This window comes from Paenibacillus sp. QJM3NY_38 (assembly GCF_056173265.1).
Window position 1 is genome coordinate 5,245,016 of the sequence record NZ_CM149665.1, and the last position, 18,946, is coordinate 5,263,961.

Genomic DNA, 18,946 nt, shown 5'->3' on the forward strand with positions numbered 1-18,946 from the left:
CTTGTGCCCCCTTATTAGATCAGACCCAGTTCGCGTCCGATGGTTTCATATGCGGAAAGTGCGCGATCCAGCATCTCCTTCGTATGCATGGCGGTAGGCATGTTCCGAACTCTTCCCGTGCCTTTTGGCACCGTAGGGAATACGATCGATTTGGCATACACGCCTTCTTCATACAATCTGGTGCTGAATTTCTGGGTGGTTGCTTCATCTCCAATAATGCAAGGCGTAATCGGCGTTTCCGTTCGGCCGACGGAATAGCCAAGACGCTTAAGGCCTTCCTGCAGATAACGGGTGTTCTCCCACAGCTTCATTTGCAGATCTTTGCTGTTCTGCAGGATGTCGATAGCGGTAATGCAAGCGGCTACGGTACCTGGAGGGAGCGCCGTGGAGAACAGGAACGGACGGCTGCGGACCTTAAGCCAATCGACCAGATCCCGTGATCCGGCAACATACCCGCCGACAACGCCAACTGCTTTGGACAGCGTGCCGATCTGGATATCCACTCGCTCCGACAATCCAAAATGCTTCACGGTGCCTGCTCCGCCGCCAAGAACGCCTGAGCCATGCGCATCGTCCACATAAGTGATCAGATCATAGGTCTCGGCGATCTCCACGATTTCGGGAAGCTTCGCAATATCGCCGTCCATCGAGAACACGCCGTCGGTAATGACCATAATTTTGTTATATAAACCGGATTCTCTCGCTTCTTGCGCTTTCAAACGCAAATCGTCCATGTCCGAATGGTTAAAACGGATAACCTTCGCCTTGGTCAATCGGCAGCCGTCAATAATGGACGCATGGTTCAGCTCATCCGACAAAATCGCATCCCCGGCACCCATCACCGCCGAGATCGCCGCCATATTGCAATTGAAACCGGACTGATACGTCAGCACCGCTTCGGTTCCCTTGAACTGCGCAAGCTTTTCCTCAAGCTCAACATGAAGCATGAGCGTTCCATTAATGGAGCGAACGGCTCCGCTTCCGGTTCCGAAATCGGTCGTAGCCCGGATGGCCGCTTCTTTTAATCGCTCATCATTCGCCAGTCCGAGATAGTTGTTGGAAGATAAATTCACGAATTCACGACCCTGAATGGTAATAAGCGGACCATTCGGACTTTCAAGAGGCTGGATCGTATTATAGAGTCCTTGCTGCTTGAGTTCTGTTAGATTATCCTGTAAGAAAGCGCTTAACGATTGACTGGACATATGAAATTCCTCCCGTGGATCCGAAGTATCTTAACGTACATATCATTTACCATTCCATTGTATGCAAAAAGCCACTTGTATGCAATATCATGTACAAAAATATGTTATATTGCATAACAAACATAAAGAAGCCAGCCTTCCTCAACCGGAGGAAACCTGGCTTTTTCATGTTTACTCTCTTAACGTCCATATTTCGGTTTGCGGTTCAGGCAAATTCAATGAGGCAATCCTTCCTTTTCCGTCTTCCGTCAGACCTATTGCCCATTTGTCGAAAAATTCAGTCAGGTCCTCCCCCGCCGTTAGAGAAGCTATGACGGCAAAAGTATCCACCGTGCCTTGAATTTCGTCGCGAGATAATTCGCGGTAACTCTCGAATATCCGGGTATAGAATTCCCAGCCGTAAGCAAGCTGAAGCTGCTTGAACATCACCAGTCTTTCATAATTGCCGATTTGGCCGTATTTTTTAGCCGGGTCATTGTTCTCTACGAATGCGATCCCCCGATCGTAGTAATCTTTGCCGTCATTCCCGACTTTCAGCAGTTCGGAGGTATTGCCGTACTTCTCTTGGGTATATAGAGAGAACAGGTTTACGGTAACTTCCCCGACATCGCCCCACGTCCATGTCCGCTGCTGGTATTCGTGCCCAAGTTCATGCCAGAAGCCCCAAGCATTTGTTGTTATATAATCGACATCCAGCAGGTTGGCCGCATAACTGAACGGCATCATGATGGGATATCCCGCATGCATCGCCCCGGAAGAGATCTGTCCGTCAGCGACGTAACGGCGGTTCAATTGATGGGCAGTATGAGGCATCGCCCTGTCCGGATCAAGTCCAACCAGTTCATCATAACTGTCGTAGATTTCATCCCAGGTCCGCATCAATTCCTCCGGGTCGGTCACTTGGCGGATCAAATCCGAGGGAACCGTCAGGATAATACGTTCTCCCTGAAACTCGGCAAAAGGAACGGCAACCGGTCCCGTGCGAATCCGCTCCCACTCCTCGAGTGTAGTCTTGCCGAGTACATAATACGGGGCTTCCGCCGCACCGCTGATTTTGACGGTTGCCCGGAAATTCTCCTTCGCCTTTAGCGGAATGAGATAGATGAAACCGCCATACGGGCTGTTCACTTGATGGATGCCCGGTGTCAGCTTCAGGTGGTTTACGATAAGCGGAACACGTGCCCACTTGCCGGATCCCCTCAAATCGTCGTCATGCGAACCAATTTGAACCGTTAAATGCTCAACGCCTTCCGGTACTTCAAGCGTAATGACTTTGCCGGGGGGCGCATACAATCCGGTGCTGATCCAGTTTTTGGACGGAAGAGCGTGTGTGTACATCGTATTGGGAAAATCAAAGTCGACCTCGATTTCCCGGTCATTGACGATGGTCGCTTCCTCTCCGACCATTCCCGGAAATGCGTCGGCATAAGGAGATTTCTCGTTGGCGGGATCCAAGGTAAAATGACTAAAGCGGAAGTTATGCAGCGCATTCGTATAGGGCTGCTGGAATTTTTGAATCGGGAACACGGCAGGCGGAAGACTTTCGGCCTCCGATTCTGCCCAAGCATACAGCGGGGATTCGCTGGTTAACGTTTCGATTGTCTCGTTTAGTATATGGTAGAGCCGCTCCTGCTTTTTATTCGCGGGTGTACCCGGCGGACCGATCTCGATTTGATCATAAGTGAGCGTCCCCTCTTCCACTTCCTTGCCTTGCGCGAGCCGTGTCTTGATATGATGAGCGTCGGCTTGGTCATAGGTCAATGCCGATTCGCCCACAGTGGACTCCGAGCCTCTGTTCATCAGCGTCAGCCCAGCACGGTTAAGCAGCTTTTGAATCGCAAAAACGCGGCTGAGCCTAGCTCCCCTCAAATTGCCGACCTGAAGCACGGTTTCCTCGGGAGTATCGCGCGTTATTCCCTCAACACCGCTCAGGTTATCCGCCACGATGATGCCGCCCCCTAACCGTAAATATTGACCCAGCGCTTCGAGATCCTTATCCTTCATCGTCTGGTCTACATGGGCTACCGCATATTTTTGCGGATTCAGGTTTACGGAATCCCAGCTGTCGATTTTCACAAGCTCAATAGGCAAATCCGGATTAACCATGAGCTCGTCGGAGGTCGTTATCAGTCTAATCTTCTTTCCCGGCTGCTCTAATGCATCTTCATAGCGATTGGTACGGTCATTGCCTTGGCCTTGATTTGTAGAGGCATCGTCCGTCAACCACCATAAAATATTCCGGGCCAGCTTACCCGCAGCATCACCCGCCGACTCGGACAGATTGAAATACGCCTTGCTCCCGGCAACAACGATACGCCCTTTGCCATAACGGGCTGCCGAGATGGATGGAATATAATCATCGGGCACGTTGATATTGAATGCGGCATCCCCTACTGCAGCAACGCCGCCGCCAGCGAAATATGGAATCGCTTGCAAATCCTTATAAAATATGCTGAAATCGTTCTTAAGCACGTCTAACGGCGTTCCGGCCGACCAGGGAGCATCAGCCAATCCGGATGATTGAAGTTCGGTCGGTCCGGTAGCATTTGCCATTGCAGGATCTTTTACCGTCCGTTTACTGATCTTCGCAGGTTCGGCAGCTGCAATGGATGCGGTCATTAATAATACCGCGGACCCGATTACTGCGAAATTCTTAATCCGTTTCATCATCTTCATTCCTTAACGATTCCTCCTCGATTTCCTTTGATATCCTGATCGAATAGCAGATCAGTCCTAAGCTTCGATGTCATTACCTCCCCCTTGATATGTCATTGAATGGGATTTCTCATTTAGCTTAATGAATACCACTCGGATTTGAAATGCATAAAAAACACATCAATGTATCCAAAATACACAACCGGTAGGGGGCAGCCAATGGATATAAACTACCTGAAGTTGATTCAAAATTACCTGGCTAACGCGAATCTTCGCTTATCCATTGCCAAGGTTGATAAAGTGTCCCAGAACTGGCGCTTTTTTAATATGAGACCGTCCTATAACGCCCTATATTTTATACGGGAAGGGGAGGGCTGGATTAAGATCGACGACCAAGAATATCATCCCTCCCCCGGGCAAATCGTTCTCATGCCAGCTGGATCGCTTCATTCCATCTCTGTCGTGGGCGACAACACCTACAGGAAGTTCTGGTGCCATTTTACCGCCAAGGTGGACACGCTGAACTTGTTTCAGCTAATTCATCTTCCCCACGTGCTGGATGTGCCGGACGAGGCATATATGGAGCAGTTATTCAAGGAATTGATCGATGCCTATGGGAGCAGCGCTTGGACCGCCCCGCTGCAAAGGAACGAAATATTGATGAAGCTTGTCCGGCATTATCTTGACATCGTTCCCGATCGTCAACTCTCGCTGTCCATGCTGCCCGATATGCAGAAGCTGAACACGGTATTCCAGTATATTGAGGAGCATATCAACGATAACGTCAGCGTGGAACAATTGGCGGGACTTATCCATTATAATCCCAACTATTTCATCCGCTTCTTCAAATCCAAAATGAAGATGACACCTGTGCAGTATATTATTAAAGTCAGGATCGAGAAAACAAAGGGTCTATTGATGACCACGGATTTGACCCTGGAGGAAATCGGGAGAAAGGTGGGAATGGAGGTCCATTACTTATGCCGGGTGTTCAGGCAATTCACCAACATGTCGCCGGGAGAATTTCGCAACCAGATCATGTCCAACCGCTAATAAAATCCCCTGAGAGGGTTATCGGAATCCTTTTCCGATACCTCCCAAGGGGATACATGAAGAGCGATTATTTGATATCAATTCCAAATCGTCCGCATCCGCCGGATGATGCCCATGTTGAATGATAGTTGCCGCGGCATACGTGAGTCGTAATAATGAGATCCTCCGGGAATCCCTTCACCATTTCCCCATCAAAATCAAGTGGCAATCGCCTCATGCAGCGCCTCGACATAAGCTGTCGCAAGCTTGGACAGAGTCGCATTCTTATGACTGATCCATCCGACGTTAATCGTCTCATCGCAGGCGAGCGGAACCGGAATAATCTCGTTCCCGTTCAGGTCGGCGCTCAGCACCCCGGTCGAAATGGTATAACCGTTCAGACCAATCAGCAGATTGAACAGAGTCGCACGGTCATTGACCCGGATGCTTTTTTTGTGAGACAGCGTGCTGAGGATTTCCTCCGAGAAGTGGAACGAATTGTATTCCCCCTGCTCGAAGGATAAATACGGATAATTCTGAAGCTCGTCAATGGTCACAATGGACTGCTTGGCCAGCGGATTTTTGATGCTGATAAAAATATGCGGCCTCGCCGTAAACAAGCTGGTAAACTGCAGTCCTGCATCCTTCAGCAGCTTGTTGATCACCTTGGCATTGAATTCATTGAGGTACAGGATGCCGATCTCGCTGCGCAGGGTTTTGACGTCTTGGATGATTTCGTAGGTCTTCGTCTCACGCAGCGCCAATTCGTATTCATCTTGTCCGTATTCTTGAACGAGGTTCACAAATGCATTCACCGCAAATGCATAATGCTGTGTGGATACCGAAAAATGCTGCGGAGAAGGCTTTGCGTTCAGATAACGCCCCTCCAGGAGCTCTGCCTGCTCCACCACCTGCCGAGCATATCCCAGAAACTCCGCCCCCTCCTTCGAAAGTGATATCCCTTTGTTCGTCCGCTCGAATATCGTAATATGTAGCTCCTCTTCCAGATCCTTAATCGCGTTGGACAGACTGGGCTGGGAAATAAATAATCGTTTGGCCGCCTCATTCATCGAACCCCGATTGGCTACCTCAATTGCATATTTTAACTGCTGTAAGGTCAAAGCAGACGCCTCCTCTATAATTTTGAATCGAGATGCCGATAAATAACGGGTATAGAACAATTTTTTATATTTTAAAAATACACATCTCCATTTGAAGGAAAAATTTAACTCATGTCAAATAGGTAGGCTGTATCGGAATTTTCAAACCACGATGTCGAAAGATAAGGAGCTCGATAAATTCTTTATGCTGAAACAAAAAATCAAACTTATGAATTCAGTCTCACTGGCCGTCATCGTTATTGCCGGCATTGTACACCTGCTCGCTCGGAAATTTCATGTATTTGATCACACCATGACAACACATGGAATACTCACTTCTACCGAGATGGAAAGTCAGTTCGGCCCCGCACTGTACGCGCTGCTGGCTGTTCCTGTTGTTTTGTTAGCCATATCCCTAGCCGTGTATGCACGACGTTCAGATCATCCGATCATTCCGTATCTACATACGCTCATCCTAACGCTGGGAAGCATTTCGATGATTGCCGGCGCAGGCGGGCACGTCGAATTTCACTTTTCCATCTTTATGGTTGTTGCTGCATTATCCTATTATAAAAATATAAGACTCATCGTTTTGATGACAGCTATTTTTGCCGTACACCATCTGCTTGGCTATCTGGTCATTCCTGAACTGGTGTTCGGAACAACCAGTTACTCACTCACCATGCTGATCATACATGCCTTATTCTTGATCTTCACATCGGCAGCAACCAGTTGGCAAATTATCAGCACATTGAAGATCGAAACATTACTCAAAGAGGAGCAGCATCAACAGCGTGCCGCGATCATTGAAGAGATCACGTCGAAATTGTCGCAGACCTCCCTCCAATTGAATGACACGGCACTGCAGCTAAGCAGTCAATCGGGACAGAGCACAGAGATCAGTAAGCATCTCGGCGGAGTTGTTCAGCAAGTAGCCGCCGGAGCACATCATCAGTTACATGTTATGAACATGAATACCGCCGCCATTGGCGATATTGCCGTAGGAATCCGGCATGTGGCAGCTTCGGCAACAGAAGCGGCAGCTGCATCCGAAGAATCCGCCAGACAGGCAGAGTTCGGCAGTCATATGATCGGTAATATCGTATCCGAGATCCGGAATACCGGTCAATCCGTCACTAGATCGCAAGAGGCGGTAAATGCGTTAAACCACCATATTGCCCGGATCGGACATATATTGCAGGTGGTTCAAGGTATTGCAAGCCAGACCAATTTGCTGGCATTGAATGCTTCCATCGAGTCGGCAAGAGCCGGCGAGGCGGGTAGAGGGTTCGCGGTTGTAGCGAGTGAAATCCGTAAGCTCGCCGAGCAATCCTCCTCCTCCGTTGAGGAAATCACGGAGCTTATCCGGACTATACATAGAGAAACCGCTGATCTGTTAGGCAGCATCGGCCAAGTGGATCACAATATGAACACCGGGCTGCAGGTTATCGATCAGGCGAAGGCTTCATTCGAAGTAATCTATCATGCCGTCAAGCAGGTAGCACTCCAAATGCAAGAAATCTCCGTATCCACACAGCAGTTGAATACAGGCTCCGACCAAATGAATCAGTCCATACAAGAAATGACCCGGTTTACAAGTGAAACGGCGGATCATACTCATGAAATCGTCGAAGCGTTCGGGGGACATTTTGAATCCATTAAGCAAGTATCGGATGCAGCCGACATCATGACCAAGCTGGTTGCCGATTTAAATCTTATTATAGAGCGATTGAAGGAGTGAAATTGGGGAATGCCTGCATGCTCCAAATGAAAAAACAGGGACAGTCGCATGGACTGTCCCTGCACTTCGAGCTTCCTTGATGCTCTAAATATTCACCTTATACCCTAAAGCCAGTTCATCGCCGGGAAGCCCCCGAATTCCCCAGTTGTGCTGCGGCGTTTCGAATATCGTAATTTCCACATCCTGGGAAGAGATATGCAGCGAGTGCTCGATCCGTTCGAATAACAATCGAATCAGCTGTTTCTTGGCCTCCAAGGTCCGGCCTTCAAATATGCTGATCTCGATCACCGTGTAGCGATCCGTTCTCCCGTCAGGGAAGAAGAAATCCTCGCGACTCATGGGGAAAAAACGATGGAATTTCTTATCCGCCGGAAGTTGAAAAACGTCTACCACGCATGAATGTATCACTTCCGACAGCTGCTCCTTCACCGGATTCAGCCGCTCCCGGACGCCATATATTTTGATTTGCGCCATGCTCTGCTCATCTCCTCTCCACCCTACTCATCTATGCCAAGGTTACTCTACCTAATTATTTTTATTCGACCTTGATCGAAACAAAACCTCTTATCCTAATAACACATGTTGAACTAGGTATGCGAAACATTGTGCCGATCACTGTTGTTCCCCGGTTCAATCCCCCATGTGTCCCCTATTCCCCGGTCTGGAACTGCTTCTTCGCCCACTCCACGTAAGACGGATGGCTTCGAATCAATTCTTCATGCGTCCCGCTTCCCGTAATGTGCCCCTTCTCCAGGACAATAATCTGATCCGCCTCGACCACGGTAGATAACCGGTGGGCAATGACCACGGTCGTTCGTTCCACCATTAGATTGTTCAGCGCCTTCTGCACTTCGTGCTCGGAGTCGCTGTCCAGGCTTGCCGTCGCTTCATCCAGAAGCAGGATGTCCGGTTTCCGCAGCAAAGCCCTTGCAATCGCTACACGTTGTCGCTGACCCCCGGACAACTGGATGCCTCGCTCCCCAACTTCCGTGTCATATCCTCGCGGCAGTGCCTCGATAAATCCCTCCGCATAGGCCAGTCTCGCCGCTTCTGCAATTTCCTCGTCAGACACCGGCTCCTCCCGTCCATAGACGATATTATCCCGGATCGTTCCGGTCATCAGCGGGCTGTCCTGGGACACATACCCTAGCTTTCGCCGCCAGGACTCCAGAGTATAATCACGGATCGCTTCGGAGCCAAAGTAAATCTCCCCGCCGGATGGCGCGTAGAACCGCTCAATCAAGGAGAACACCGTGGTTTTGCCGCTGCCGCTGGGACCTACCAGAGGGGTGACCTTCTTGGCAGGAATCGAAAAGGATACCTCGGACAGAATGGTCTCGCCTTCATGATAAGCAAACGTCACCTCTTTAAATTCAACGTCCCGATGCCCATTCGGTGCAGTACGCACCGCACGATTGTCACTCTCCGGCTCATATTCGAGGATCAGCCGCAATCTCTCGGTGGCCGCCATCACCTTCTGAAGCTGGGAATAGAATGTGGCAAACTGGCTGAAAGGAAACATGATCTGGAACAGCAGCAGGATAAACGATACCAGCTCGCCTGCGCTAAGAGCGCCGGAAGAGACGCGAACGCCGCCGTATCCGATGATGACCACCAGCAGGACGACCATGACCATCGACATCAACGGAATCAGGACCGAGTTGATTTTGGCTTCCTTCATGCCGAATCGGTACAGGCTGTCCATATCGTCATACCCGCTTTTCTCCTCCCTCCGCTCTGCATTGGAGGCTTTCACCAGCCTGATCTCACCGATCACCTGGGTCAGCATGGCGGACAGCTGGGCCAGCTGTCCATACATGCTGATGGAGATTTTGTACATCTTTCCGCCGATGGGCATTAATATGCCGAACCCTACCGGAACGGCAATCAGGATGATGAGGGTCATCCGCCAATCCAAGTAAAACAAGATTGCAACGGCCCCCAAAACGGTCAATAGATTCGAGCAAAAGGCAATCAAATGATCCGTGATCAGGGTTTTTACTTCATTCGTATCGTTGGTCACCCGGCTCATCGTTTCTGCCGAGCGGTGCTTGTCAAAGAACGGAACCGGCAGTGCCAGCACCTTGGTCCAGAGCCGTTTACGAATTTTGTTCACCGTCTGGTTTCCGACATAGGCAAGCATATAATAGGAAAGTCCGCTCGCCACGGCTTCCAGCAGGAACAGAACGGCCAGAAAGCCGACCGTGCGAATATTAAATGAATCTGCAGCAAAATTGTCGATTAATTGGCCGGTGATGAGCGGGACGACCAGTCCCGTCACCGCACCAACCAAACTCAGCATGATGGCCAGCAATAGCACCAGCTTCGGAATACCCGAAGAACGCAGCAGCTTGATAAAATATCGGATCGTTGTCTTCGTTACCTTGCCTTTCTCTTCTACAACGGTTTGCTCCACTTTGAATCCCTCCCTTCAACGTCAATACGTCACATATAGATTTCTTTGATAAAACGGCCGGTGAACGAGGCTTCCACAGCCGCTACTTCCTCAGGCGTTCCTGTCGCCACCACAGACCCGCCGGCAGCTCCTCCGCCAGGCCCGATATCGATGAGCCAATCCGAATGCCAGATCAGGTCCAAATTGTGTTCAACCAAAATCACGGTGTTTCCCGCGTCCACCAAGCGGTTCAACAGGACGAGCAGCTGCCGGACATCACCAGGGTGAAGCCCGGTTGAAGGCTCATCCAGCAAATACAGCGTGTGGTTTTTGGTCTTTTTGCTCAGCTCCTTGGCCAATTTAATCCGCTGTCCCTCACCGCCGGATAAGGTGCTCACCGATTGCCCCCACTTCAAATACCCAAGCCCGACATCGCAGAGCAGCCGGGTCAATTCCATGATTTTCGGCCGATCCTCCAGAATCGACAGACTTTCCTCAATCGTCATATCCAAAATGTCGGAGATGGTGTAACCGTTATAGGTCACGCGCAGAACCTCTTCCTTAAACCGCTTGCCCTTACAATCCGGACAACGTACCTCCAGCTCCGGAAGGAAGTGCATATGCACTGACACAACGCCAAGTCCTTGGCATGTCTCGCAGCGCCCGCCTTGTGTATTAAAGGAAAAGTGCTTGGCCGTCAATTGACTCTCCTTGGCTTCCGGCAAGCTGGCGTACCAGTTTCTGATATGGGTGTAAACATCGGTATACGTAGCAATGTTGGAGCGCTGCATTCGGGATACCGGTGATTGGTCAACCGTAATCAGCTGCCCTACCGATTCCCAACCCGTGATGGCCTTGCAGCCGTTTGGAGTTGATTGATCGCTTCCGGATTCCGCCAGAAGATCAAACAAAAGCGTGGATTTACCAGATCCCGATACGCCTGTCACCGATATGAGACAGCCGAGCGGGAAAGAGGTCGTGATATGTTTCAGATTTCTTAAATGTGCATCCTCGATCGTCAGCAGGCTTCCGTTTCCAGCCCTGCGCCGGTTCGGAGCCGTAAGCATCGTGTTCTCCCGGAAGTAGGATCCGGTCACGGACGTGGGATTAAGGATAAGCTCCTCCAGCGTTCCTTGACCGACAACCGTACCGCCCATCGTTCCCGCACCTGGTCCGATATCAATGATATGGTCAGCGGCCCGCATCACTTCTTCGTCATGCTCGATGACGAGCACCGTGTTGCCTAGATCCCTCAGTTGTTTCAGAACCTGGATCAGTCCCCTGGTATCTTTGGGATGCAGTCCCGTTGTCGGTTCGTCCAAAATGTACAGCACCCCTGTCAGGCCTGATCCCAGAATCGATGCGAGTCGAAGCCTCTGGGCTTCTCCGCCTGACATCGTGACGACCTGCCTCTCCATGGACATGTAACCCAGCCCGACATCCATAATGCGTTTTAGTCTGACAACGGAATCATGAATGAGCGGTTCCACAATCGTTAATTGGTCCTCCGTCAGCTTCCTCAGCAGCGCCTCCATCCAATTTAAGGCTTCCCCGATCGACCAGGCGTTGACTTCGTTAATGGAGACTCCATCCACCCGGACGCGGCGGCTGTCTTCCTTCAGCTTCGTTCCGTGACAATCCGGACAGAGGTGCTCATGAAACAGGGACGCTTCACCGGACTCGCTTCCCTTCTCCCGGTACCTTCTCCATATCCCGGTGACTACCCCCTCGTACTTGCCTTGTCCTACGGACTTCGGCGGTTTGACGTCAGGAAAATGCCGGTTGAACTGCTCGCTCTCTACGCCGAAATACAGGAGATCACGCTGAACCTCGTCATAGTCCCGAAGCGGCATGAACTCATCGAATGCGAACCCGTAATACTTGGCTGCCGCTTTCAGAATGCTGGTGTTATAATCGGTAAGAGCGCTGTACCACGTTGCCACCCCGCCGTCCCTTAAGCTTAATTCCGGACGAAACACGGCTTCCATGTTCAGACTCACCGTTTGACCGAGTCCGCTGCACGTTTCGCATGCGCCTTCCGGCTTGTTAAAGGAAAAATGCGACATTGTCAATTTTTCGAGACCATGGCCGCATCGCCTACAACGAACCGTCTCGTGAGAATCGCTGATCTCTTCCTCCTCAGCCAGACCGTGATAGGCTTCTCCCTCCACATGAGGTATCACCGTATCGCCGCACGACGGACAAGTACGTTCACCAAGCTTAGAAAACAGAATTCGAAGCAGCGTGTAGATATCCGTCACCGTTCCGATGGTGGATCTCGGGTTCCGGTTCGTAATGTGCTGTCCCACGCTGATTGACGGGGATAGTCCTTCAATCGAATCCACCTTCGGCTTGCTGACCGAGTCCGACACCATGCCCATGGATTCCATGTACTGCCGCTGGCACTCCCGCTGCAGCGTATCCATCGCGAGCGTGGACTTGCCCGAGCCGGACGGACCTGTCATGACAACCAGTTTGTACTTCGGGATTTCAAGCGAGACATTCTTCAGATTGTTCTCCCGGGCACCGCGAATCTTAATCGTTCCTTCCATATATCCCAACCTCCTAAAAGTTTTGTGGAGCTTAGCTTCATTGAGAAACCTCGCAATAAAACTCGCTTCGCAAGCTTACTCTTTCGTTTTGGAAGCCTGGCTCCAATCCTTCAATTTACAAACCCATCTTACAACATTGATGCAAGTACAAAATCCCAAACGGAAAAAGGTTGATCTATCGCCGTTTTCGAGATCAAAAGCCGTCACGGAGCTTTAAGGTTTATGTATAACGTTTGATGCTGTTTCATTTGTATAAACACAGCATTGACTATATAATGGGCTACAAATAATACTTATCGTATGTTTTGAGGAGAGCGGTAACCATGCCGAAAAAAATCGCACCCGAATTTTATTTTATTGGTAACCATCCGATGCTGGATTTCGTGAATACCAAGATTGCGGTTGATGGACAACCCCTGGATTTGCTTGATACATTCGATTCTTTATTGGATTGGATGGTGAAGGCGAACCTGCTGTCCGAGGTTGAGCGCAACCTGCGCAAGGCGGTATATAACGGCGCCGAGGAGGAAGCCGGAATCGTGGAAGCCGCCCGGCTGCTCCGCGACCATCTCTTTAATCTGATTCAGCCGGGCAGCGTGAACGAGACCTCAAAGGAAGCTAGCCTGCAGTATGTCAATGGGCTGCTGAAGGAGCAAATCCTTCGCACAACACTTGTGGCAGAAGGGAACGCGTACAGCCGCAAAAGCCGGATGCTTTTTCGCAAGCCGCTGGATCTGTTGACCCCGGTCGCCGCATCTGCCGTTGATTTTTTAACTACCCATGACCTGAAATTGGTGAAAAAATGCGAAAATCCGGCGTGCGTGCTTCGCTTTTACGACAATAGCAAAAATAGCACAAGGCGCTGGTGCAGCCCAAAAACATGCGGGAACCGCATGAAGGTCGCTGCCTATCTGGAGCGTCAGAAACAGCAGCAAACGAAGGAATCTTAGATAAATCATCTAAGATTCTTTTTTAATACCCAAAATAACGATTTACAGGTTAATAATCAGAGTGTATAATTCCCTTAATCGCATTTAGATGGTTAATAAACAAAATAAGGTGGTGTTTTTCTTCTTATCATTACGACCAGTCAAAAGGCTCTACATAACAATTGCATCATAAAAATTCGTAGATAATTCAAGGAGGCATTTATCAGATGAATCATAAAATCCAGTATCGCACGGCTCAAATCGAATGTTTGGATATTTTTTACCGTGAAGCGGGGGCTCCCGGCTCGCCTGTTGTCCTGCTGCTGCATGGTTTCCCGACTTCCAGTCAAATGTATCGTCAATTGATCCCGGCTCTTGCCGATCAGTACCACGTGATTGCACCGGATTATCCTGGTTTTGGTTACAGCAGTGCGCCTGACCATGATCAATTCCAGTACAGCTTTGACCATTTCAGTCAGCTCATCGAGGAATTGCTCGCCCAATTAAATATCCAGAGCTTCTACGTCTACCTTATGGATTACGGCGCACCCGTTGGATTCCGGATTGCAGCACGCCATCCCGAGCGTGTTCGGGGGCTGATCATACAGAATGGGAATGCCTATGAGGAGGGGCTCGAGGAATTCTGGAATCCCATTAAAGCGTACTGGGAAGATCCCGCGAATCCGGATAAACGAGAGGCCTTGCGCTGGTTAACCAGCATCGAGGCAACAAAATGGCAATATACCCATGGCGTCCGTGATACGTCCCTCATTAGCCCCGACACCTACACGCTGGATCAAGCGCTGCTGGATCGGTCCGGGAACCAGGAAATACAACTGGATTTGTTTCTGGATTACGGATCAAATCCTCCCTTATATCCGGCTTGGCAGCAGTATTTCCGCGATGCGCAGCCGCCGACCCTGATCGTGTGGGGGCAAGGCGACCATATCTTCCCTGAGAACGGGGCCCATCCGTATCTGCGCGATCTGCCCGATGCCGAGCTTCACATCCTGAAGGATGCCGGGCATTTTGCGTTGGAGTCACATGGACCAGAAATCATTGATTACATCCGGGCATTCTTGGAACGTCAATCTTCATAATATGAGCTTGACAATGATATAAGCTAATTTCCCGGCAGGCTTTTCATTGGGCTGTTCTTCATGATACAATCCCCCAGAAAAAAGTATTCAAACAGATCCTTGCATGAGGTAAGGGGGACCGTCATGGGTATCAGACCGATTGATATAGCCAAGAAACTGGGGATTACCACAAGTGCGCTCAAGCATTATGAAAAATGGGGCATTGTCCCTCCCGCAAAGCGTGCCCCGAACGGATACCGGGTGTATACGGAGGAGCATGCCGCATACTTCGAATGCATAAGAGCCATGTTTCCCGGCTTCGGTGTAGACGTTACAAAGCAAGTAATGATCAAGCTGCAGGAGAAAGAGCTGGATGAAGCGCTCTGGATTGTAAACGAGGTGCAGGCCAATCTGCAGCAGGATAAAGTCCTCGCGGAGCGGACCATCCGCATTCTGGAAACCGAGCAGCTTGACGTTGTCGATGCCCGTGGGCGGAAAAGAGAGCTGACTATCGGGGAGGTTGCGGCCGAAACCGGCGTTCCGACCTCGGCTATCCGCCACTGGGAGAAGGAAGGCGTCCTGATTCTGCCTCGGGATCGGGAAAACGGCTATCGGAAGTTCGAGGGCGCGCAGATCCGCCAGATCATGATCATTCGAATTCTTCGCTCAGCCAATTACCCGCTGGAAGTCATCAAAGACGTACTGCATGAACTCGAGCATCATCAAGTTGATAATGCCAGACGCGTGCTCAAGGACACGCTTGTATACCTCAACTATCGCAACCATAACCAAATACGCGGCGTGCACTATCTGTATCAGCTGTGCCAAGTGCTGAAATTAATGTAAATCCCACTCCCTTTGTACACTGTTGTTTAACATACAAAAAAACAATCAAGGATGAACTACATCCATGATTGTTTTTTTATGTTTATTGATCCTTGATACCCCTATGTACTAGGGGGACTCGTAGAGTAACCCCGAATACTATAGAGCGCGTCTCGTTATGAAATTTGGCACGTGCTCATAGCTAACATGTGCCCGCTTATGGATTAACTTTAATGGAACCTACAGAGGTCGTCAGGGATATTTTCGCTCCCCCGCCGTTTACGTCGCTCTGCCCCCGGCTTGCTCCAGTAATCTGTCCAAGCTCGGTTTCAGTATCCAGCGTGTATTTCATGAACGGCGCAAACGTGGCCGTGATGCTGCCTGCCGATGTGTTGGCCGTCAGCATGCTGTCCTTATCGATCTGCTCAAGATCCAGTTTCACGCTGCCCGCCTCGGATACGATCTTGGAATTGCCCGTGATTTCCGTTTTGGCCAGCTGAATTTCCCCGGCTCCCAACTGGAGTTCAAAAGCCCCCTTCAATTCGTTCACCCGAATCTTCCCTACATCATTCTTGATGCGGATATTCTGCATGTCTTCCGGAACTTCGATTACATAATCTATCATGAATCCGGAGTCGCCAAATTGCTTCTGCGACCAATCCCATAAACTCTTGCTGGAGTCCTCCCTAGGGTGCGTTCTTAATTCCAGGATGTCGTCCTTGAGCGTAAAAGAAGTAGCGGCCTGCTCCGTAACCTTGGTACGAATGTTGTCATTCTTGAAGAAGCTTTCGTTAAACCACACGGTGGTTTTTACTTTGATCTCATTACCGGGTACAGCGATGAGCTCAATATTGCCTACCGCATGATCGATGGCCAATCCCTCGGCTGTCCCTGCTTCCTGAGCCGTCGTCAACTCAAACTCTTTCCCTTCCCGCTTTACTTGATCACTGATAGCTAGCGCTGAATCGCCGGCCAAAATTCCCGACTTGTGCCAATTGATCAAGCTCCCGCTTTACTGCTTCCTCCGCATTATTAGCGGCATCGCATCCTACCAGGACAGCAAATATCAACAGCGATGAGATTTTCACTGCCATCATACTCTGTTTCTTCATAAATTCCTCCACGTCCATTCCCTCTTTATGTATATGTTCATTATATCGTGAAGGAAAAAGTTAACACGCTGCCACGGACCAGTTTCTACCTGGACCTTAGTCTGGGACGTCTCCTCCGTCTTTTGTATGACGCTGCGGCATTCGAATCACCCTCCCATCGCCGCTGCCCCCAAATGTCGATTGTTGTTTTGTAACGGCTGAAATTCGGGGACAAAGGCGATGACTTTCATCTCATGGCTGGTCTATCCGCAGCACGACCTTCCCCCGAACGTGGCCGGACTCCACAGTGCGATGAGCTTCTGCTGCTTCGCTCAGCGAAAACGCCCGGAACACATGGATCTGCAGTTTGCCTTGTTCATATAACTGAACCAGTTCGGCCAATCGATCCTTGGATCGCTGACTGCGGATCGCGAGAACCCCCAGCTCTTCTACCCGATCGAAGGCTACAATCGTGCCGATGCGGCTCCGGTCGCCGACAAGCTCCAACGAGGCCAGCAGCGCTTCTTCGCCAGCGGCATCCAGCGCGGCACTGACTCCCTCTGGGGCGGCGGCTTTGACCCGGTCTACAAGGCCTGGACCATAAACAACAGGAACAGCACCCAGTGAACGAAGATAATCATGATTTCGCTCGCTTGCCGTTCCGATGACCCGGGCTCCCCAGGCACGAGCGAGCTGGACGGCGAAAGAACCGACGCCACCTGCTGCCGCATGAATCAGGACGGTATCGCCTTCACCGATTCCTAACGCCTGAAGGGCCGTATGGGCAGTTTGCCCCGATGCAGTCAGCACGCCCGCTTCTTCCCACGGCATCGAATCCGGTTTACGAACCACTTGATCTGCGTCAACCACGACATACTCCGCGTAGCAGGCGAGTAAAGACCAGCCAATGACGTCCTCACCAACCTCAAAGCCTCTGACCCCCTCACCTACCTGATCTATCGTTCCGGCGAACTCATTGCCCAGAATTTGCGGCATCCGCAATGTCACATTAGGGGGCGCCCAGCCGCTTCCCCTTATCCCGCAGTCGGCTGGCTGTACGCCAGCTGCCTTGATTTTAACTCTGATCTGACCGTTACCGGCCTGAGGATCTTCAAATTCCATGACATGCAGGACATCCGGCGGTCCAATCGTACTAAACGCCACGGCTTTCATATCGATCATCCTTTCATGAATCTCTTGATCTTGTTTCTGAGATCATTCTATAATCATCGATAGATAATAAAAAATACAAAAATGTCTATGTATACATATACTGGAGTATATAAGCGAGGACGGTGAACCGGAATGGAAATGTTACAGCTGAAGTATTTTGTAACCGTAGCAAGACTTGAACATATGACCAAAGCCGCAGAGGAGCTCCATATTGCTCAGCCGGCGCTCAGCAAGACCATTGCCAGACTTGAGGAGGATCTTGGCGCTCCGTTATTCGAACGCCAAGGCCGGCAGATCCGCCTCAATCCGTATGGCAAAGCATTTTTGGCCAAAGCCAAAGCAGCCCTGCAGCTGCTGGAGGAGGGACGGCGTGAAGTCGAGGATCTGGCGGGACTGGAGCATGGGCGTATTCATTTGGCCTTATCCAACATGGAGCAGCTCCGCGAGCCCTTAAGATTGTTTCTAAGCAAACATCCGAAGGTCAACTTTCATATCATCCAGTCTTCGATGGAGGATATGGTTCAGACGATTGAACATAACGAGGTTGATTTCTTTCTCACCTCCATGCCCATCCGGCACCCGGATATACGCAGCTTGCCTTTACTCGTCGAAGAGGTGTTCTTGGCCGTCCCCCTCACCCACCGCTTAGCCGAAAAAAATCAAATTCACTTAAGCGAGGCTGCAGGTGAATCGTTTGTCGGTTATAAAGAAGGTCATCCGTATCAGAAGATGAATAATGAGTTTTGCAAACAAGCCGGTTTTCTGCCGAAGGTCGTCTGCGAGGTGGAGGACCCCGGAACCATAGCCGAACTGGTACGTTCCGGATTTGGCGTGGCTTTAATCGGGGAATGCAGAAGCGGCGAGGAATTAAAGCTGACGAAGCTGAGCATTGACGAGCCTCAGGCCCGCCGCATATTCCAAATAGCATGGCTGGAATCCAGGTACTTGTCCAAGGCCGCGATTTCTTTCCGTGATTTTCTCGTGGAATATTACGCAGAATCACGGTAAGACGACCGCAAGGGGCTGTCCCAAAAGATCTTAAATCTTGCCGGAGGCCCTCTTCTTGCTGTTAGAAGACGCTCCGTCTACCAATCGTTTCTCCCATTGCTGTTGCCCCCACACTTCTTGGAATGGTTTGAACAAGGATGAAATGTGAGGCAAAGGCGAGC

At 50.4% G+C, this 18,946-nt stretch carries 15 protein-coding genes; 6 read left to right on the forward strand and 9 right to left on the reverse strand.

Annotated elements, in window-relative coordinates; translation table 11 throughout:
• Positions 1-14 precede the first annotated feature (14 nt).
• Both AC0VZ8_RS24250 and AC0VZ8_RS24255 read right to left on the reverse strand, forming a co-directional pair.
• Entirely contained in the window at positions 15-1,205 is a 1,191-nt protein-coding gene (locus AC0VZ8_RS24250; protein WP_071223185.1) for a glycine C-acetyltransferase, read from the reverse strand.
• A 171-nt stretch (positions 1,206-1,376) separates the two neighbouring features.
• On the reverse strand, positions 1,377-3,881 hold the full coding sequence (locus AC0VZ8_RS24255; protein ID WP_475484673.1) for a M60 family metallopeptidase: 2,505 nt from the start codon (positions 3,879-3,881) through the stop codon (positions 1,377-1,379).
• A 198-nt stretch (positions 3,882-4,079) separates the two neighbouring features.
• On the opposite strand from AC0VZ8_RS24255, the gene AC0VZ8_RS24260 reads away from it, so the two are divergent.
• On the forward strand, positions 4,080-4,913 hold the full coding sequence (locus tag AC0VZ8_RS24260) for a helix-turn-helix transcriptional regulator (RefSeq protein ID WP_071223187.1): 834 nt from the start codon (positions 4,080-4,082) through the stop codon (positions 4,911-4,913).
• Positions 4,914-5,110: 197 nt separating this feature from the next.
• On the opposite strand, the gene AC0VZ8_RS24265 is transcribed toward AC0VZ8_RS24260, so the two are convergent.
• Entirely contained in the window at positions 5,111-6,013 is a 903-nt protein-coding gene (locus AC0VZ8_RS24265) for a LysR family transcriptional regulator (protein WP_475484674.1), read from the reverse strand.
• Positions 6,014-6,197: 184 nt separating this feature from the next.
• On the opposite strand from AC0VZ8_RS24265, the gene AC0VZ8_RS24270 reads away from it, so the two are divergent.
• A complete protein-coding gene (locus AC0VZ8_RS24270; protein ID WP_475484675.1) occupies positions 6,198-7,733 on the forward strand; it encodes a methyl-accepting chemotaxis protein in 1,536 nt (511 codons plus the stop codon).
• 84 nt (positions 7,734-7,817) lie between these two features.
• Here AC0VZ8_RS24270 and AC0VZ8_RS24275 read toward each other — a convergent pair whose 3' ends face one another.
• The 3 genes from AC0VZ8_RS24275 to uvrA form a co-directional block, all read right to left on the reverse strand.
• The gene (locus AC0VZ8_RS24275; protein ID WP_475484676.1) at positions 7,818-8,207 is read right to left on the reverse strand and encodes a tautomerase family protein; all 390 of its coding nucleotides are present in this window, start codon (positions 8,205-8,207) and stop codon (positions 7,818-7,820) included.
• Positions 8,208-8,382: 175 nt separating this feature from the next.
• Positions 8,383-10,149 carry an ABC transporter ATP-binding protein gene (locus tag AC0VZ8_RS24280; protein WP_475484677.1) on the reverse strand — a complete coding sequence of 589 codons (1,767 nt, stop codon included), beginning with the start codon at positions 10,147-10,149 and terminating at the stop codon, positions 8,383-8,385.
• A 29-nt stretch (positions 10,150-10,178) separates the two neighbouring features.
• Positions 10,179-12,680, reverse strand: a complete 2,502-nt coding sequence (gene uvrA, locus AC0VZ8_RS24285; protein ID WP_475484678.1) for an excinuclease ABC subunit UvrA — start codon at positions 12,678-12,680, stop codon at positions 10,179-10,181.
• Positions 12,681-13,003: 323 nt separating this feature from the next.
• On the opposite strand from uvrA, the gene AC0VZ8_RS24290 reads away from it, so the two are divergent.
• From AC0VZ8_RS24290 to AC0VZ8_RS24300, 3 genes are all read left to right on the forward strand, one after another.
• Positions 13,004-13,630 (forward strand): CGNR zinc finger domain-containing protein, encoded by a 627-nt coding sequence (locus tag AC0VZ8_RS24290; protein WP_260066316.1) that lies wholly within the window; start codon positions 13,004-13,006, stop codon positions 13,628-13,630.
• A gap of 206 nt (positions 13,631-13,836) precedes the next feature.
• The gene (locus tag AC0VZ8_RS24295) at positions 13,837-14,709 is read left to right on the forward strand and encodes an alpha/beta fold hydrolase (protein WP_475484679.1); all 873 of its coding nucleotides are present in this window, start codon (positions 13,837-13,839) and stop codon (positions 14,707-14,709) included.
• 123 nt (positions 14,710-14,832) lie between these two features.
• Positions 14,833-15,534, forward strand: a complete 702-nt coding sequence (locus AC0VZ8_RS24300) for a MerR family transcriptional regulator (protein WP_071223195.1) — start codon at positions 14,833-14,835, stop codon at positions 15,532-15,534.
• 196 nt (positions 15,535-15,730) lie between these two features.
• On the opposite strand, the gene AC0VZ8_RS24305 is transcribed toward AC0VZ8_RS24300, so the two are convergent.
• The 3 genes from AC0VZ8_RS24305 to AC0VZ8_RS24315 form a co-directional block, all read right to left on the reverse strand.
• Positions 15,731-16,516, reverse strand: a complete 786-nt coding sequence (locus AC0VZ8_RS24305; RefSeq protein WP_475484680.1) for a DUF4097 family beta strand repeat-containing protein — start codon at positions 16,514-16,516, stop codon at positions 15,731-15,733.
• Positions 16,458-16,625 (reverse strand): hypothetical protein, encoded by a 168-nt coding sequence (locus AC0VZ8_RS24310; protein WP_475484681.1) that lies wholly within the window; start codon positions 16,623-16,625, stop codon positions 16,458-16,460. The genes AC0VZ8_RS24305 and AC0VZ8_RS24310 overlap by 59 nt, the downstream gene beginning before the upstream one ends.
• A 231-nt stretch (positions 16,626-16,856) precedes the next feature.
• Positions 16,857-17,777 carry an NADP-dependent oxidoreductase gene (locus AC0VZ8_RS24315; protein WP_260066404.1) on the reverse strand — a complete coding sequence of 307 codons (921 nt, stop codon included), beginning with the start codon at positions 17,775-17,777 and terminating at the stop codon, positions 16,857-16,859.
• Between the two features lie 132 nt (positions 17,778-17,909).
• Here AC0VZ8_RS24315 and AC0VZ8_RS24320 point away from each other — a divergent pair, with 132 nt between their 5' ends.
• Positions 17,910-18,785, forward strand: a complete 876-nt coding sequence (locus AC0VZ8_RS24320) for a LysR family transcriptional regulator (RefSeq protein ID WP_475484682.1) — start codon at positions 17,910-17,912, stop codon at positions 18,783-18,785.
• Positions 18,786-18,946: the final 161 nt, after the last annotated feature.

What these genes read in the sequence shown, in the direction of transcription:
- AC0VZ8_RS24310 (WP_475484681.1), bottom strand. Translation starts at nt 16,625, where the DNA reads ATGAAGAAACAGAGTATGATGGCAGTGAAAATCTCATCGCTGTTGATA.
- AC0VZ8_RS24320 (WP_475484682.1), top strand. Translation starts at nt 17,910, where the DNA reads ATGGAAATGTTACAGCTGAAGTATTTTGTAACCGTAGCAAGACTTGAA.
- uvrA (WP_475484678.1), bottom strand. Translation starts at nt 12,680, where the DNA reads ATGGAAGGAACGATTAAGATTCGCGGTGCCCGGGAGAACAATCTGAAG.
- AC0VZ8_RS24290 (WP_260066316.1), top strand. Translation starts at nt 13,004, where the DNA reads ATGCCGAAAAAAATCGCACCCGAATTTTATTTTATTGGTAACCATCCG.
- AC0VZ8_RS24270 (WP_475484675.1), top strand. Translation starts at nt 6,198, where the DNA reads ATGCTGAAACAAAAAATCAAACTTATGAATTCAGTCTCACTGGCCGTC.
- AC0VZ8_RS24255 (WP_475484673.1), bottom strand. Translation starts at nt 3,881, where the DNA reads ATGAAGATGATGAAACGGATTAAGAATTTCGCAGTAATCGGGTCCGCG.
- AC0VZ8_RS24295 (WP_475484679.1), top strand. Translation starts at nt 13,837, where the DNA reads ATGAATCATAAAATCCAGTATCGCACGGCTCAAATCGAATGTTTGGAT.
- AC0VZ8_RS24250 (WP_071223185.1), bottom strand. Translation starts at nt 1,205, where the DNA reads ATGTCCAGTCAATCGTTAAGCGCTTTCTTACAGGATAATCTAACAGAA.
- AC0VZ8_RS24275 (WP_475484676.1), bottom strand. Translation starts at nt 8,207, where the DNA reads ATGGCGCAAATCAAAATATATGGCGTCCGGGAGCGGCTGAATCCGGTG.
- AC0VZ8_RS24315 (WP_260066404.1), bottom strand. Translation starts at nt 17,777, where the DNA reads ATGAAAGCCGTGGCGTTTAGTACGATTGGACCGCCGGATGTCCTGCAT.
- AC0VZ8_RS24260 (WP_071223187.1), top strand. Translation starts at nt 4,080, where the DNA reads ATGGATATAAACTACCTGAAGTTGATTCAAAATTACCTGGCTAACGCG.
- AC0VZ8_RS24300 (WP_071223195.1), top strand. Translation starts at nt 14,833, where the DNA reads ATGGGTATCAGACCGATTGATATAGCCAAGAAACTGGGGATTACCACA.